The sequence below is a fragment of the Robertmurraya massiliosenegalensis JC6 genome, from assembly GCF_000311725.1.
Classification (GTDB): domain Bacteria; phylum Bacillota; class Bacilli; order Bacillales; family Cytobacillaceae; genus Robertmurraya; species Robertmurraya massiliosenegalensis.
In genome coordinates this window covers 475,524-492,844 of sequence record NZ_HE978513.1, presented here as the reverse complement: position 1 = coordinate 492,844, position 17,321 = coordinate 475,524, and the positions used below count along the sequence as shown (strand labels likewise).

The 17,321-nt window shown below is 38.6% G+C and carries 15 protein-coding genes and 1 riboswitch; of the genes, 14 read left to right on the top strand and 1 reads right to left on the bottom strand.

The features are described from left to right. Positions 1-64 precede the first annotated feature (64 nt). From zapA to BMSHG_RS12225, 13 genes are all read left to right on the top strand, one after another. Positions 65-325 (top strand): cell division protein ZapA, encoded by a 261-nt coding sequence (gene zapA / locus BMSHG_RS12290; protein WP_019154757.1) that lies wholly within the window; start codon positions 65-67, stop codon positions 323-325. Positions 326-332: 7 nt separating this feature from the next. Then, entirely contained in the window at positions 333-875 is a 543-nt protein-coding gene (locus BMSHG_RS12285) for a CvpA family protein (protein ID WP_019154756.1), read from the top strand. Positions 876-1,024: 149 nt separating this feature from the next. After that, positions 1,025-2,740, top strand: a complete 1,716-nt coding sequence (polX, locus tag BMSHG_RS12280) for a DNA polymerase/3'-5' exonuclease PolX (protein ID WP_019154755.1) — start codon at positions 1,025-1,027, stop codon at positions 2,738-2,740. A gap of 138 nt (positions 2,741-2,878) precedes the next feature. Beyond that, positions 2,879-5,236, top strand: coding sequence for an endonuclease MutS2 (locus BMSHG_RS12275; protein WP_019154754.1), 2,358 nt, complete (start codon positions 2,879-2,881; stop codon positions 5,234-5,236). 58 nt (positions 5,237-5,294) lie between these two features. Further along, complete coding sequence (locus BMSHG_RS12270; RefSeq protein WP_019154753.1) at positions 5,295-5,702, top strand: DUF350 domain-containing protein; 408 nt, start codon at positions 5,295-5,297, stop codon at positions 5,700-5,702. A 340-nt stretch (positions 5,703-6,042) separates the two neighbouring features. After that, on the top strand, positions 6,043-7,746 hold the full coding sequence (locus BMSHG_RS12265; RefSeq protein WP_019154752.1) for a long-chain-fatty-acid--CoA ligase: 1,704 nt from the start codon (positions 6,043-6,045) through the stop codon (positions 7,744-7,746). Between the two features lie 204 nt (positions 7,747-7,950). Beyond that, positions 7,951-8,538, top strand: coding sequence for a TetR/AcrR family transcriptional regulator (locus BMSHG_RS12255; RefSeq protein ID WP_019154750.1), 588 nt, complete (start codon positions 7,951-7,953; stop codon positions 8,536-8,538). Positions 8,539-8,563: 25 nt separating this feature from the next. Further along, a complete protein-coding gene (locus BMSHG_RS12250; RefSeq protein WP_019154749.1) occupies positions 8,564-9,337 on the top strand; it encodes an enoyl-CoA hydratase in 774 nt (257 codons plus the stop codon). 158 nt (positions 9,338-9,495) lie between these two features. Beyond that, positions 9,496-10,269 (top strand): electron transfer flavoprotein subunit beta/FixA family protein, encoded by a 774-nt coding sequence (locus tag BMSHG_RS12245; RefSeq protein ID WP_019154748.1) that lies wholly within the window; start codon positions 9,496-9,498, stop codon positions 10,267-10,269. A 70-nt stretch (positions 10,270-10,339) separates the two neighbouring features. Continuing rightward, the gene (locus BMSHG_RS12240) at positions 10,340-11,317 is read left to right on the top strand and encodes an electron transfer flavoprotein subunit alpha/FixB family protein (RefSeq protein WP_019154747.1); all 978 of its coding nucleotides are present in this window, start codon (positions 10,340-10,342) and stop codon (positions 11,315-11,317) included. A gap of 254 nt (positions 11,318-11,571) precedes the next feature. Then, positions 11,572-11,886 carry a thioredoxin gene (trxA, locus tag BMSHG_RS12235; RefSeq protein ID WP_019154746.1) on the top strand — a complete coding sequence of 105 codons (315 nt, stop codon included), beginning with the start codon at positions 11,572-11,574 and terminating at the stop codon, positions 11,884-11,886. A 443-nt stretch (positions 11,887-12,329) separates the two neighbouring features. Further along, complete coding sequence (gene uvrC / locus BMSHG_RS12230) at positions 12,330-14,102, top strand: excinuclease ABC subunit UvrC (protein ID WP_026073438.1); 1,773 nt, start codon at positions 12,330-12,332, stop codon at positions 14,100-14,102. Between the two features lie 68 nt (positions 14,103-14,170). Beyond that, positions 14,171-14,350: riboswitch (Lysine riboswitch) on the top strand. A 123-nt stretch (positions 14,351-14,473) separates the two neighbouring features. Beyond that, positions 14,474-15,703 (top strand): aspartate kinase, encoded by a 1,230-nt coding sequence (locus tag BMSHG_RS12225; protein WP_019154744.1) that lies wholly within the window; start codon positions 14,474-14,476, stop codon positions 15,701-15,703. A 126-nt stretch (positions 15,704-15,829) separates the two neighbouring features. Here BMSHG_RS12225 and BMSHG_RS12220 read toward each other — a convergent pair whose 3' ends face one another. Further along, positions 15,830-16,282 (bottom strand): YslB family protein, encoded by a 453-nt coding sequence (locus BMSHG_RS12220; RefSeq protein WP_019154743.1) that lies wholly within the window; start codon positions 16,280-16,282, stop codon positions 15,830-15,832. Between the two features lie 400 nt (positions 16,283-16,682). Here BMSHG_RS12220 and BMSHG_RS12215 point away from each other — a divergent pair, with 400 nt between their 5' ends. Continuing rightward, positions 16,683-17,291: a succinate dehydrogenase cytochrome b558 subunit gene (locus BMSHG_RS12215; protein WP_019154742.1), complete on the top strand. Its 609-nt coding sequence runs from the start codon at positions 16,683-16,685 to the stop codon at positions 17,289-17,291. Positions 17,292-17,321 lie beyond the last annotated feature (30 nt).

Genomic DNA, 17,321 nt, shown 5'->3' with positions numbered 1-17,321 from the left:
TTTTCACTATAATAGGTTCATGTTATCATAGTGATTAGGATTCTATGAATAGGGGGCATCTCGCTTGTCAGAAGGACAGAAAACGCGCACAACTGTTGACATTTATGGTCAGCATTATGTTATTATCGGCACTGAAGATTCTAGTCATGTAAAACTTATCGCTTCAATGGTTGATGAGAAAATGCGTGAAATTAGCTCCAAGAATCCTTCACTCAATACGAGCAAGCTTGCAGTCTTAACAGCGGTTAATGCTGTTAATGATTATTTAAAAATGAAAGAACAGCTTGAACGATTAGAAGGTGAATCAAAAAGAGTAAAGGATTGAAGAAAACATGCTAGATCTTGCAATTTTTATTATATTATTATTTGGTTTTTTAGTAGGGTTAAAAAGAGGATTTATTCTTCAGCTTATCCACTTAGGTGGATTTATAGTCGCCTTTGTCGTTGCTCGTATGTATTATGATCAGTTAGCCCCTAAGCTTACACTTTGGATCCCTTATCCAAGCTTTGGAAGTGACTCAGCATTTCAATTGTTACTAGACAATGGGAATCTAGAAGTTGCATACTATCGTGCCATCTCGTTTGTCGGGATTTTTTTTGCGGTCAAAATTGCTATGCAAATCATTGGAAGTATGTTAGATTTTGTTGCTAACCTCCCCATTTTAAAAATGCTCAATGTTTGGGCTGGTGGGATACTTGGTTTTGTAGAAGTATATCTTGTGCTTTTCATCGTTCTATTTATATCAGCGCTCTTACCGATTGAAGTGGTGCAAAATGCACTTGGGAACTCGGGACTTGCGAACATGATTGTAGAGCACACACCTTATTTTTCTAGCCAAATAAAAGAAATATGGATTGATTATATCGCATCTTAAAACTTCTCTGTTTTAGAGAAGTTTTTTTAGGTCAGGGATAACGTCTGAAAAAGGTTTCCATAAGTAAAATAAGGTAACAATAATTGTATCGGATTTAAAAGTGGTTGTAAAATAAACGCCAAATTTTCAATTGTTTAAGAGGTGTAAAGATGACGGTTAATAAAAAGGATGTTATTCGTTTACTTGAAACGATTGCCGTTTATATGGAGTTAAAGGGAGAGAACCCTTTTAAAGTATCTGCTTTTCGAAAGGCAGCTGCAGCACTTGAGGCAGATGAACAAGCGATTGATGAAATAGCTGATTTTACGAAGCTTCAAGGAATTGGCAAGGGTACAGCATCTGTAATTGATGAATACATACAAACAGGTCAATCAGTCGTGCTCAAAGAGCTTCAAGAAGAAGTACCAAAGGGGCTTGTTATGTTGTTGCAGCTTCCTGGCTTAGGTGGAAAAAAGATTGCTAAGCTTCATAAAGAGCTTGGGATAGAGAATGTAGATGATTTGAAGAAGGCATGCCTTGAACAAAAAGTAAGAGGGCTTGCTGGATTTGGGCAAAAGACAGAAGAGAAAATGTTAGCGGCTATTGAGACAGTAGGGAATCAGCCAGAACGCCTTCCGCTTGCTTACATGCTACCAATTGTCCAGCATCTAGAAGAAGAACTAGCACAAATGAAGGATGTAGATAATTTTTCAAGAGCGGGGAGTATTCGCAGGGTAAGAGAAACGGTTAAGGACTTAGATTTTATCATCTCCACCGCTCAACCTGCTTCAGTTAAGGAACAGTTACTAAAGCTTGCTAAAATAAAGGATATTATGGCAGCAGGAGATACAAAAGTATCCGTCATACTTGATCATAGCTACGATGTATCAGTTGATTTTCGTTTAGTAAAACCGGAAGAGTTCGCAACAACCCTTCACCATTTCACAGGTTCAAAGGATCATAATGTCCGAATGAGACAGTTAGCAAAAGAACGCGGTGAAAAGATTAGTGAGTACGGTGTAGAGAATGTGGAGACAGGAGAAATCCTCACCTTTAAGTCGGAAGAAGAATTTTATCATCATTTTAATCTCCCATTGATTCCACCAGAAATGAGAGAGGATGGGACGGAAGTCGAGAAATATTCAGACGAACTTGAGATCATCTCGCTCGAGGATATCAAAGGTGATTTACATATGCACTCGACTTGGAGTGATGGTGCTCATACGATAGAGCAAATGGTTAATGAGTGTCGTAAACTCGGGTATCGGTATATGGCGATTACCGATCACTCGAAATTTTTAAAAGTAGCCAATGGACTAGATGAAGAAAGACTTAGACGTCAAAAGGAAGAAATCGTGAAACTGAATAGAAAATATGATGACATCACTATATTAGCAGGAGTAGAAATGGACATACTCCCTGATGGGACACTTGATTTTGATGATGACTTTCTAAAAGAGATGGACCTTGTGATCGCATCGATCCATTCAGGCTTTTCCCAGTCAAAAGAGCAGATTATGAAGCGCTTGACGACTGCATTAAAGAACCCACATGTCGATATTATTGCCCATCCAACCGGGAGAAAAATTGGAATGAGGGAAGGATATTCAGTCGATATTGATTTGTTAATCGAGGTAGCAAAAGAAACAAATACGGCTTTGGAGCTTAATGCCAATCCGAATCGACTTGATCTAAATGCGGAACAGATACAAAAGGCACATGATGCTGGCGTCAAAATCGTGATGAATACAGATGCCCATCGAATGGAAACGTTAGAACATATGAAAATCGGGGTTTCCACGGCAAAAAAAGGATGGGTTAAACGAACAAATGTATTGAATGCCTCAAGTTTAGAAGATTTGCTACAATTTTTACATGAAAGATAACTTTACTAGCCATACCTGACTTTCATACGTAAAATGGAAGTCAGGGTGACAGAGAAAAATTCTGTAGTAGAGTTATAATCGCAACAGTGAGGAAAATAAGTAAACAGCTTTGTTTATAGAAAAGGGGGATTTTTCTCCATGCAACAGCGTGTTTTAAAGGTTTTAGAATTTCATAAAGTGAAAGAGCAAGTGTTAGAGCTTGCGTCATCTTCTTTAGGAAGGCAACTTGTGGAAGAACTTATGCCCTCCACTAATTTTGAAGAAGTCGTGAGAAGGCAAGAAGAAACAGATGAAGCAACCAGTATTTTACGTTTAAAGGGGAATGTTCCCTTGAGCGGAATTTATGACATTAAGCCTCATATTAAGAGGGCGGATATCGGTGGAATGCTTAGTCCACAAGAATTGATGCAAATTTCAAGTACGATTCATGCCAGTCGGATGATCAAGAAATTCATCAGTGATTTAATCGAGGAGGAGCTTGCACTTGTTCATCTTCAAGAGTTAACGCTGGAAATTGTCGTATTATCTGACTTAGAGGAAGCGATTCGAATGGCAGTTGATGACAACGGTGCCATTCTTGATAGTGCCAGTGAATTATTAAGGTCTTTAAGAAATCAATTGAGAACGAAGGAAAGCCGGGTTCGAGAAAGATTAGAAAGTATGATTCGTTCCGCAAATGCACAAAAAATGCTTTCGGATGCGATTGTCACCATTCGAAATGATCGTTTTGTCATTCCGGTAAAACAAGAGTATCGCGGGCATTATGGTGGGATTATTCATGATCAAAGTTCCTCTGGTCAAACCTTATTCATTGAGCCGCAGTCTATCGTGCAATTAAACAACGAGCTTCAGGAAATAAGGGTGAAAGAGCAACAAGAAATTGAACGAATATTAATTGAGCTATCCAGTCGGGTTGCGGAATTTAGTATAGAATTAAGAACGATAGTTGACGTCCTTGCTCAAGTTGATTTCATGTTTGCAAAAGCACGTTATGGAAGTAAAATAAAAGCATCTAAACCAAACATGAACAATGAAGGGCGAATTAATCTTTTTAAAGCGAGACATCCGTTAATTCCAATCGATGAAGTCGTCGCAAATGACATTTATCTTGGCAAGGATTTTTCGACGATTGTCATCACAGGACCGAATACAGGTGGGAAAACGGTCACGTTAAAAACGGTAGGACTTTGCACACTAATGGCTCAAGCTGGTTTGCAAATTCCTGCTTTAGATGGTTCAGAAATGGCTGTCTTTGGTTCTGTATTCGCAGACATTGGCGATGAGCAATCGATTGAGCAAAACTTAAGTACGTTCTCCTCTCATATGGTCAATATCGTAGACATTCTCAATGAAGTCGATTTTCAAAGCTTAGTATTATTTGATGAGCTTGGAGCGGGGACTGACCCACAAGAGGGTGCAGCGCTTGCCATATCGATTCTAGATGAGGTTTACAAAAGTGGGGCGAGAGTGATTGCAACAACCCATTATCCTGAACTTAAAGCTTACGGCTATAATCGGGAAGGGGTCACAAATGCTAGCGTGGAGTTTGATATCGAAACCCTAAGTCCAACGTATAAGCTGTTAATCGGAGTACCAGGACGAAGCAATGCCTTTGAAATCTCCAAACGACTTGGTTTAAAGGAAACTGTAATTGATACCGCTAAAACGTATATTAGTGCTGATTCCAATCAAGTAGAAGGCATGATTGCGGCTTTAGAGGAAAATCGAAGACAGGCTGAAACGGAATTAGAAGAGGCTCATAGCTTATTGCGAGATGCAGAGAAAATGCATAAAGACCTTCAAAAACAAATGGCGGAATATTACAATCAGAAAGAAGTGCTTGAGGAAAAAGCGAAGGAAAAAGCACAGCAAATTCTTGAAAAAGCGAAGGCAGAAGCAGAAGATGTCATTCGTTCCTTACGAAAAATGCAAATAGAAAAGCAAGCAGACGTGAAGGAGCATGAATTAATAGAAGCGAAAAAACGCCTAGAAGAAGCTGTGCCAAAGACGAGTAAGACAAAAAAAGCGGCTTCGTCAACGAGCCATGCCCATAACTTTAAACCTGGAGATGAAGTCAAGGTATTAAGCTTTGGTCAAAATGGTCATCTGATTGAAAAAGTGTCAGAGAAAGAATGGCAGGTTCAAATCGGAATATTAAAAATGAAAGTTAATGAGTCAGATTTGCAGTTTATTAAGAGTGAAAAAGTTGTACAAACGAAACCGATGGCAACGATCAAAGGCAAGGATTTCCATGTTGGGTTAGAATTAGACCTAAGAGGGGAACGGTTTGAAGATGCCCTTGTCCGGGTAGAGAAATATATTGACGATGCCCTATTAGCTGGGTACCCTCGCGTTTCCATTATTCATGGAAAAGGAACGGGTGCATTAAGACAAGGTGTACAAGAATACTTGCGCAATCATCGTTCTGTGAAGAAAATTCGTTTTGGCGATGCAGGAGAAGGCGGAACCGGTGTGACAGTAGTAGAATTTAAATAAGGAAATATCTCTTTTTTAGCGAAAAAAGAGGTGCCTAGAATTATGGGGTGAGTTCGAGATGAGTGGTTTTTGGGAAAACGAATACGTACAGACAGCAGCCTATTTTAGTGTTGTGATTTTATGTCTTGTCGTCTTTTTAGCGATTTTTGAGCTAGTAACAAAATATCGGAACTGGGAAGAAATTAAAAAAGGAAATATCGCAGTAGCGATGGCTACGGGAGGAAAGATCTTCGGGATTGTGAACGTATTCCGACATTCCATTTCTCATCATGACACGTTATTTACGATGATTGGTTGGGGAGCGTATGGCTTCTTCTTACTATTAATTGGGTATTTCATTTTTGAATTTTTCACCCCAAAATTTAAAATCGATGAAGAAATTGAAAATGATAACCGTGCGGTAGGTTTTATTTCGATGATGATTTCGATAAGTTTATCATTTGTAATTGGTGCGAATATCGCATAAGGAGCGAGTTTAGTTGGAGAAATTAGCAAAAATCCTTTTTGTTTTATGTGCTGTATTTGTTGTCATCGGCATTTTCTATTTATTTTAAGTAAGATCAAAAAACGTCGAGGCTTCGGCGTTTTTTTGTGCTTTAGGCAATTACACTAGCGTTTCATGAAAATATCTGGATAAACTGGCCTTCTGGATTTTTACAAAAAGCCACCATCTATGCGAAAACGGCGAAATTCTAAAAGACAGGCATGTCAAGTAAGATTTCATTGTCAGTATAGAGCGTACTATATTATAATGAATAATGAACAATTAGAATGTTCGAAAAATTTTCAAGAATAGGGGGGCCACTATGACTGATTTGAAGCCTTGGCTAAAGAGCTATCCAGAGGAAATTCCACATACTTTAACATACTCAAATGAACCTGTTCAAAACTATTTAAAGAAAACAGCCGAAGAAAATCCTGATAAAATAGCCATTCACTTTATGGGCAAAGAAATGACTTATCATGAAGTGTACGCTGCATCACTCAAGTTTGCTGGTTATTTGCAAAGCTTAGGAGTAGAAAGAGGCGACAGAGTTGCGATCATGCTACCGAACTGTCCGCAATCGGTAATTAGTTATTATGGGATACTATTTGCTGGCGGAATTGTCGTCCAAACGAATCCGCTCTATGTCGAACGAGAACTTGAATATCAAATGAATGATTCCGGTTCGAAAATTATTATCACTCTTGATATCCTTTATCCTCGTGTTACGAAAGTGATGGCAAAAACGGAGTTGCAACACATAATTGTAACCGCTATCAAAGACTATTTACCGTTTCCAAAGAACTTGGTTTATCCATTTATTCAGAAAAAGCAATACGGATTTTCCGTTAATGTTCAACATGAAGGGAATCAACATCTTTTAACAGAAATAGTAAAACAGCCTCAAAAGCCTTTGCAGGAGCCGGAATTTGATTTTGAAGAAGATCTCGCTTTACTGCAATACACAGGAGGAACAACGGGTTTTCCGAAAGGCGTTATGTTAACGCATAAAAACTTGGTCGCAAATGCCTCGATGTGTGAAGCATGGCTTTATAAGTGTAAAAAAGGGGAGGAAGTCGTTCTTGGATTTCTACCATTTTTCCACGTATACGGGATGACCACTGTTTTAATTTTGTCTGTTATGCAAGGAAACAAAATGGTTCTTCTTCCGAAATTTGATATGGAGACTGCCTTAAAGACGATAGAAAAACAGCGGCCTACTTTATTCCCTGGTGCACCTACTATGTACATTGGCTTATTAAATCATCCAGACTTGCAAAAATATGATCTTTCATCAATTGACTCATGTATTTCAGGTTCAGCTCCGTTGCCTGTTGAGGTTCAGCAAAAATTTGAAGAAGTAACAGGTGGGAAATTGGTTGAAGGGTACGGTTTAACTGAATCTTCTCCTGTAACCCATGCGAATTTTCTTTGGGACCGTCCCCGCGTAAAAGGAAGCATTGGTGTTCCATGGCCTGACACTGATGCGGCAGTTTTTTCGTTAGAGACAGGCGAAAGATTACCAGCCGGAGAAATTGGCGAAATATGTGTAAAAGGTCCACAAGTGATGAAGGGGTACTGGAATCGCCCGGAAGAAACAGCTCAGACACTAAGAGAAGGTTGGCTGTTAACTGGAGATTTAGGTTATATGGATGAAGCTGGCTATTTTTACGTAGTCGATCGCAAAAAAGATATGATTATTGCAGGAGGCTTTAATATTTATCCTCGGGAAATTGAAGAGGTATTGTATGAGCATCCAGACATTGTAGAAGTGGTAGCAGCAGGTGTCCCTGATCCATACCGCGGTGAAACGGTCAAAGCCTATGTCGTGCTCAAAGAAGGCGCTAATGTGACAGAACAAGAGCTTGATCAGTTTGCTAGAAAACATTTAGCGGCATACAAAGTTCCAAGGATCTATGAATTTAGAAATGAATTACCAAAGACTGCAGTTGGGAAAATATTAAGAAGATCGTTAATTGATGAGGAAAAGAAAAAACTACAAAATGAAGAAGAAATCAAAGCGTAAGCTCGTCCATTTATCTGCAAACAATAGAATGATAATTTCTTGACATAAATGAAATACGCGTCTATCATAAAATTATGAATGATTATTCATTCATAATTTTCTTTTTTGAATCGAATCATTTAGAAGATCAAAGAAACTTCATCAATCATGGTAATGGATACCATCATGAGCAAGCACCATTGTTTCTTGGAAGGAGAGAATTCATTGAAAAAAAATAAACCTAAATATAAACAAATTATCGATGCTGCTGTAATTGTGATAGCAGAAAATGGCTATCATCAGGCCCAAGTATCAAAGATTGCGAAGCAGGCGGGGGTAGCAGACGGTACGATCTATTTATATTTTAAAAATAAAGAAGATATTCTCATCTCTCTCTTTCAAGAAAAAATGGGAAGCTTTGTTGAAAAAATCGAAGATAGAATAGCAGGAAAAGCGACTGCGGCAGAGAAGTTATTAATGATGGTCGAAACCCATTTTAAAATACTCTCAGCGGATCCCCAGTTAGCGATCGTGACACAATTAGAATTACGTCAGTCTAATAAAGACTTGCGCTTACGTATTAATCAAGTATTAAAGGGGTATTTAAAGGTCATTGACCAAATATTATTGGAAGGGATGGAAAATGGTGAGTTTGCATCTGAATTGAACTTACGACTAGCCCGACAAATGATCTTTGGAACAATGGATGAAACAGCCACAACATGGGTTATGAACGACTTGAAATACGATTTACAAGCTTTAGCAGCTCCAGTACATAAACTGCTGTTAAATGGATGTCGTGGAGATTCATAAGTCTAATAAAGCGAGGGGATGTTACGTGGAATACTTAAACTGGTCATACGATGAAAAGATTGCAACGATTAAGCTAGATCGTCCGCCTGCAAATGCTTTGTCGTCAGGAGTCATGAAGGAATTGACTGAAGCACTAAACGAAATAGAACAAACGGAAGAGATTCGCGTCGTTCTTATTCATGGGGAAGGTCGATTTTTCTCCGCAGGCGCTGACATTAAGGAATTTACAATGGTCCAGTCTGAGGATGACTTTTCGAAATTAGGAACAACTGGTCAAGAACTATTTGAGCGAATGGAAAATTATCCGAAGCCCATTATCGCAGCGATACACGGTGCAGCTCTTGGTGGAGGATTGGAACTGGCTATGGCTTGTCATTTTAGACTTGTTACAGAACAAGCCAAGCTAGGATTACCAGAACTTCAACTTGGAATTATACCAGGTTTTGCAGGGTCCCAGCGCCTACCTCGTTATGTAGGAACAGCAATGGCAGCTGAAATGATGTTTACAAGTGATCCAATTACAGGATTAGAAGCTGTCCGCTATGGCCTTGCGAATCACGCTTATCCAGAAGAAGAGTTACTAGAAAATGCAAGGAAAATAGCAAAGAAAATTGCGAAGAAAAGTCCTCTTTCGATCAAAGCTACAATTGAACTATTAAATTATTCAAAAACGAAAGAGTTTTATCAAGGGGTAAAAAGAGAGGCTGAACTATTTGGAGAAGTATTTGGTTCAGAAGATGCAAAAGAAGGCATCGCCGCTTTTATTGAAAAAAGGGAGCCAGAATTTAAAGGTAGATAGATCTCTATGTATAATTATTAGAAAATATCTTCTATTCCAAAATTTGAGAGCGTTAACAACTATTTGTCGTTTTAGAGCTTGCGCATCAAGTCTCTTTAACATATGAAAAAGTACTTCATTCCATCAGATTGTCTGGAAAAATATTAGGAGGGGAAACCATGAACATCTATGTATTAATGAAAAGAACATTCGATACGGAAGAAAAGATTTCAATTGCTGGTGGCCAAATTAATGAGGATGGAGCAGAATTCATCATTAATCCTTATGATGAGTATGCCATTGAAGAAGCGATTCAGGTTCGTGATTCTCACGGTGGAGAAGTAACTGTCATTACAGTTGGAAGTGAAGAAGCTGAAAAACAATTGCGTACAGCATTAGCAATGGGTGCTGATAAGGCTGTGTTAGTCAATATAGAAGATGATCTTGATTATAGCGACCAGTATACAACAGCGAAAATTATTGCTGAATTTTTAAAAGACAAAGAAGCAGATTTAATTATTGGTGGAAATGTTGCCATTGACGGTGGAACAGGTCAGGTCGGACCACGAGTGGCAGAACTTCTCGATATTCCATATGTGACGACGATTACGAAATTAGAAATAGACGGTTCTACTGTTACGGTTGTTCGTGATGTGGAAGGAGATTCTGAGATTATCCAAACAAGTTTACCTTTATTAGTTACCGCTCAACAAGGGTTAAACGACCCGCGTTATCCATCTTTACCAGGGATCATGAAAGCGAAAAAGAAACCTCTCGATGAGCTTGAGCTAGATGATCTAGATTTAGAAGAGGATGACGTAGAAGCAAAGACTAAAACAATTGAAATTTACTTGCCAGCTCAGAAAGAAGCGGGAAGAGTTCTTGAAGGAGATCTTTCAGACCAAGTAAAGGAATTAGTAGACTTGCTGCATACTGAGGCGAAAGTTGTCTGATTGAAGACAATCTTTTAAAAGAATAGCGAAAAACGAGAATCTCTCAACCAATTACACAGGAGGAATCGAAATGGCTAGAAAAGTATTAGTGTTAGGTGAAGTCCGTGATGGACAATTGCGTAACGTTTCATTTGAAGCAGTCTCCGCAGCTAAAACAATCGCTGAAGGTGGCGAGGTTGTAGGTGTTTTACTCGGTGAATCCGTTAATCAATTAGCAGAAGAATTAATTCAAAATGGTGCGGATAAAGTCGTTGTTGTTGAAGATGAAAAATTGGCTCAATATACTTCAGATGGCTTCGCTCAAGGATTACTAGCTGTAGTGGATGCAGAAAAACCTGAAGGGCTTGTGATCGGTCATACGTCTTTAGGGAAAGATCTATCCCCAAGATTGGCGAGTAAATTGAATTCTGGGTTAATTTCAGATGTGACGGGAATTGAAGTGACAGGAGATAATATTATCTTTACTCGTCCTATTTATTCTGGAAAAGCCTTTGAAAAGAAGATAGTGACAGACGGGTTAATTTTTGCAACGATTCGTCCAAATAATATTGCTCCATTAGAAAAGGATGAATCTAAAACCGGTGAAGTTTCTTCATTATCTGTGGACATTAAAGACCTGCGTACGATTATTAAAGATGTTGTTAGAAAAGCAAGTGAAGGGGTCGACCTTTCTGAAGCGAAAGTCGTCATTGCTGGAGGCCGTGGAGTCAAAAGTGAAGAAGGATTTGAGCCATTAAAGGAGCTCGCTCAAGTGCTAGGAGGAGCGGTTGGTGCATCCCGTGGAGCATGTGATGCAGAGTACTGTGATTATTCTTTACAAATTGGTCAAACAGGGAAGGTTGTCACACCAGACCTATACATTGCATGTGGAATTTCTGGAGCGATTCAGCATTTAGCGGGAATGTCCAATTCAAAGGTTATTGTAGCCATCAATAAGGACCCTGAAGCAAATATCTTTAATGTAGCAGACTATGGAATTGTCGGAGATCTATTCGAGGTCGTTCCAATGCTAACAGAAGAATTTAAAAAGCTAAAAGTAAATGCATAAATAAATGGAACGAGCGGTTATGATCCCGCTCGTTCCATTTATGTTCAATAGGTCCTTCTATCCATGTCCAAGTCATGGATAGAGCCAACATGAATAGAAGTAAAATTTATGGGGAAATTAGTTCCGAACAAATTATTCGCATCGTAGGATAAACGGTGATATACTGTCGTTAGTATAACTTTAAAGTATATGGGCTATGAAAATGTGAATGATTCCAAATTCATAGCTAGTTCATTTTAGGAGGTAAATATAGTATGGCAATTTCACATGTAACTGACCAAAATTTTGATACTGAAACAGGCTCAGGTGTAGTACTAGCTGATTTTTGGGCTCCTTGGTGTGGCCCTTGTAAAATGATTGCTCCTGTTCTTGAAGAATTAGATTCTGAACTTGGGGAAAAATTAAAAATCGTTAAGCTTGATGTTGACGATAATCAAGAAACAGCAGCTAAATTTGGTGTGATGAGCATCCCGACATTACTTGTATTCAAGGATGGGGAAGTTGTAGACAAAGTCGTTGGTTTCCAACCGAAAGAAGCGCTAGCTGAACGTTTAAATTCACATTTATAAGATTAAATAAAGGCTCCCGACTCAAAGCATGATGTCGGGAGTTTTTTGTTAGGAATTTATAAATTCCCTCGACTTTATGTTCGTATAAACAGTAGGAGTATCGGTATGAAAAAATAACAGGAAAATTTCCGCTTAATGAGCAGACATCATGAAAAAGAGCTGAAATAACAGGAAAATTTCCTGCTATTCCCTCAAAAAATGCCAAAATAAACGATTTTGCCCTCCATAAGCGGAAAATCTTCCGTTATTTCCCCTAAAAGGGACTCCATTGAAGAGATAACAGGAAAAATTCCGCTTAAGGGGGAGAGATGTTTGGATCGAATGAGACAAACCGGAAGCTTCCTACATTTTGTAGGAGTTTTTTTGATCGCTCTACTTTGAGCAAGTCAGTACCAGTTATGATATATTTATCTGTAGGAATTGCAAAGTGGGGATGAGATATGATGAACGACAAGATAAAAAACAAATTAGCTTTTCTCCCTGACCAGCCAGGATGTTATCTTATGAAGGATCGGCAAGGAACGATCATTTATGTTGGTAAAGCGAAAGTACTCAAAAACAGAGTGCGTTCCTATTTTACTGGCTCTCATAATGGAAAAACGCAAGTGCTCGTTAATGAAATTGAGGATTTTGAATATATCGTAACCTCATCCAATATGGAAGCGTTACTGCTTGAATTAAATTTAATTAAAAAGCATGATCCCAAATATAATGTGATGCTAAAAGATGATAAAACGTATCCTTTTATCAAATTGACTTCAGAGCGTCACCCTCGCTTGATTACGACGAGGAAAGTGAAAAAAGATAAAGGGAAGTACTTTGGACCTTATCCAAACGTCGGGGCTGCCAACGAAACAAAGAAATTACTTGATCGTATTTACCCGCTACGTAAATGTGCTACTCTTCCTGATCGCGTGTGCTTATACTATCATTTAGGGCAATGTCTAGCCCCCTGTATCAATGAAGTGCCGGAAACGACGTATCGTGAAATGGTTGAAGAAATCACGAAGTTCTTAAATGGTGGATATCAGGAAATTAAAAAAGAGTTGACGGAAAAAATGTTAAAGGCTTCTGAAGAATTAGACTTTGAAAGAGCAAAGGAATTCCGTGACCAAATTGCACATATTGAATCAACAATGGAAAAACAGAAAATGACATCCACTGATTTTACTGACCGAGATATATTCGGTTATGCTGTTGATAAGGGCTGGATGTGTGTTCAAGTTTTCTTTGTCCGACAAGGAAAGCTAATCGAACGTGATGTCTCACTATTCCCTTTTTATAGTGAACCAGAAGAAGAATTTCTAACATACCTTGGTCGTTTCTATGACAAGGCAGGCCATTTCAAACCGAAAGAAATCCTTTTGCCTGAAAAGGTCGATGAGGACTTGGCTGAGAAGCTTTTAAACGTGAAGATTTTGAAACCAAAACGTGGCCAAAAAAAGGATCTCGTCAAGCTTGCCGAAAAAAATGCTACGATTGCCTTAAAGGAAAAATTCTCACTCGTAGAGCGGGATGAACAGCGTACGATTAAAGCGGTTGAACAGCTAGGCGATGCGCTTGGCATTGCGATACCTCGACGAATTGAATCCTTCGATAATTCTAATATACAAGGAACGGATCCTGTATCTGCACTTGTTGTGTTTATTGATGGAAAACCAGCCAAACGAGAGTATCGCAAATATAAAATTAAATCGGTCAAAGGACCTGATGATTATGAATCGATGAGAGAAGTCGTTAGACGGCGCTATTCGAGAGTATTAAAAGAAGGTCTGCCATTACCAGACTTGATTATTATTGATGGTGGAAAAGGGCATGTTGAATCAGTTCGTGATGTACTTGAAAATGAACTTGGCTTGGATATCCCGCTGTCTGGTTTGGTTAAAGATGATAAACACCGAACTTCACAGCTTTTATATGGTAATCCACTTGAGATGATTCCGCTAGCGAGAAATAGTCAGGAATTTTACCTGTTGCAAAGAATTCAAGATGAAGTCCACCGATTTGCGATAACCTTCCATCGTCAATTACGAGGCAAAACGGCTTTCCAATCGATTTTGGATGACATACCCGGGATTGGAGAAAAGAGAAAAAAACAATTGCTGAAGCATTTTGGCTCGGTCAAAAAAATGAAAGAAGCATCGATTGAACAGTTTAGAGAACTTGGGATTCCACCAAATGCGGCAGAGGGCCTATACAATAAATTACAGGAATGACGTTGTTTTCATAAATTGGGTGTGCTATAATGAGGTCAATTTTATATCGCAATCGCTTTATTTCATAAAGTGAAGGTAGAGGTGCGGACACTAAGAGTATGGACTTGGAGAAAGGTGAGTTTCGACGAAAAGTCTTGAAAGGAGTGGACTGCCGAAGTGAAAAAAGGCTCATCCTTTTTTTTGCTGGTTCTGCAACCGAATAGGTGCAGAATTGTCAAGACATATTGTCTTGGAGAGCTATCTTAGTGGTGCGAAAACGTAAGGCTTTTGCTTTTTACGTTGTGACGGCGCAGCAGTGAGATGGTATCTCATTGCTTTTTTTATTGCCTATTCAACTAAGATTTACATATTTTAGGAAAGAAGGGAATGGCATGGGATTAATTGTACAAAAATTTGGGGGAACCTCTGTTGGTAGTGCTGAGAGAATTAAGAATGTTGCCGAGAGAGTGATTGAAGAAAGGAATCGAGGAAATGATGTTGTCGTGGTTGTCTCTGCAATGGGGAAAACAACGGACCAATTAGTATCACTTGCAGCAGAAATCACCTCTGATCCGAGCAAAAGGGAAATGGATATGCTCCTGACAACTGGAGAGCAGGTGACCATTTCATTATTAGCAATGGCTTTACAGACTAAAGGATATGAGGCCATTTCATTCACAGGCTGGCAGGCAGGAATCGAGACAGAATCTGTATTTGGAAATGCAAGAGTGTTAAATATAGATAGTACCCGCGTTCAAGCAGAGCTGACAAAAGGAAAAATCGTAGTCGTAGCAGGGTTTCAAGGGGCTACAATCGATGGAGAGATTGCTACACTTGGTCGTGGTGGCTCTGATACAACAGCAGTGGCCTTAGCAGCAGCATTAAAGGCAGATAAATGTGATATTTACACAGATGTAACAGGTGTATTTACTACAGATCCTCGCTATGTGAAGGATGCTCGTAAGCTACTCTCGATTTCATATGACGAAATGCTCGAGCTTGCCAATCTTGGTGCTGGCGTATTACATCCTAGAGCAGTTGAATTTGCTAAGAATTATCAAGTTCCTTTAGAAGTACGCTCGAGTATGGAAAGGGAATCAGGGACGATCATCGAGGAGGAAGGACGAATGGAACAAAATTTAGTTGTACGAGGAATCGCATTTGAGGATAAAATCACGAAAGTAACGGTATTAGGGTTATCTAATACATTGTCAAGCTTGTCGACGATTTTCACAACATTGGCTAATAACCATTTAAATGTTGATATTATTATTCAAAGTACTACGAACAAAAATACAACCGATTTATCTTTTTCGATCCATTCTGAAGATTTAAAGGATACGTTGAAAGTTTTAGCAGACAATAAGGAAAAACTTCAATACGAAAATGTCCAATTTGAATCAGATTTAGCAAAGGTGTCCATTGTTGGCTCAGGCATGGTATCGAATCCTGGTGTAGCAGCCAAAATGTTTGAAGTATTGGCAGAGCAATCAATTGAAGTAAAAATGGTTAGTACATCTGAAATCAAGGTTTCGACTGTTGTGGAAGAGGGAAATATGGTTGATGCCGTGGATTCCTTACATAAGGCTTTCGAATTAGCAGGAGCACCAGTTAAGTCGTAAATGGTCCTGTCCAACGTATAATCGGAATGGTCGGCGCTAGAACTATTCCAAAAACCACGATCGATATGAAAAAAAGAAGCCAAAAAGCATTCATTGCTTTTTGGCTCCATTCATGAAAGGACTGTACTATTCAATAGAATCTTTACTGTCCCATTTTACGGTGAAGATGACCTTTTTTGCTCGTCGCTTTGGATGTTCATAGGCTTCAGCGATAACATCTTTCAGTGTTTCGATTTGGTGAGCGAGAAACCCAGCTTCTAGTTGAAAGGTTGAGATTTCTTTTTTCTGAAGTCTTTCAGAGATTAATGGGCTCGTTAATTCCATTTGCAGTTCGTTTTTCGATTCATCTTTAATCGTTAAAGATCCCCACCCTGATTTATTGAAAAAATCAATGATTTCATCTATCGATTGTAATGGGTATTTACGTGCCAAATCTTTTCCAGCCCAATAAAGAATGGCCGAGGTTTCCTTTCCGAGAAGACTTGGTAATAAAATTTCTCGAATCAGTTCATATCCAAATGCTGGAACTGTTATAGGTTCAGATTGATGTGCCTTTTCAGAAGTCATCATTTCAGTCAATGCTCTCCCCTCTTTCTATGATTCTATTATATACAATTTACATGGATTTACGCACGGATTATAAAAAAACGTTTCTTCGCTCATTAGTAATTTTTGTTATTTTAATATATCTTAAAAAAGCTTTGTCATATGAGGATTCTTTTGTTTATATAGTCTAAAAATTTCGTTTTTATTGGAGATTTTGTGTATACGTTTTCTTGACGGTGTAAGAGGTAGGGAGTAAAATGGACTTGTCACATAATTGTAAAAAATTATTCGACATTTATTCAAATTAGCTGTTCTCTTTTCATAATGCACAATCTAAGTGTCTATTGTGAAATCAGTAAGTTGTACATATTCCTTAAGGGGAATAGGGAGAAATAACCGCTAGAGTTTTCAAAAATTAAAGGGGGGTAAATTTATGGCGGGTAATCGAGAGTTTTTTTATCGCAGATTGCATTCATTGCTAGGGGTTATTCCTGTTGGATTATTCCTCGTCCAGCATCTTGTGGTGAATCATTTTGCTACAAAAGGAGCAGATTCCTTCAATAAAGCGGCACATTTTATGGAACAACTGCCATTCCGGTATGTTCTTGAAATTTTTGTTATTTTCCTACCGATCTTGTTCCATGCTATTTACGGTATCTACATTGCTTTCACAGCAAAAAATAATGCGAGTAGATACAATTTTTTTCGAAATTGGATGTTTGTACTTCAACGTGTCACAGGAATTATCACATTAATTTTTGTCATTTGGCATGTTTGGGAAACAAGAGTTGCAGCTGCATTCGGAGCTGATGTCAATTATCAAATGATGGAAAATATTTTATCGAATCCATTTATGCTTGTTTTCTACATAGTAGGGGTTGTTTCTACGATTTTCCATTTCGCAAATGGATTATGGTCGTTTGCTGTAAGTTGGGGGATTACAGTTACGCCAAGATCACAACTTATTTCAACCTATGTAACAATTGGGATTTTCATTGCCTTATCAATTGTAGGTATTCGTGCAATATTCGCGTTCGTTTAATAGATTAGTAGAACTGTAGTAAGAGGAATT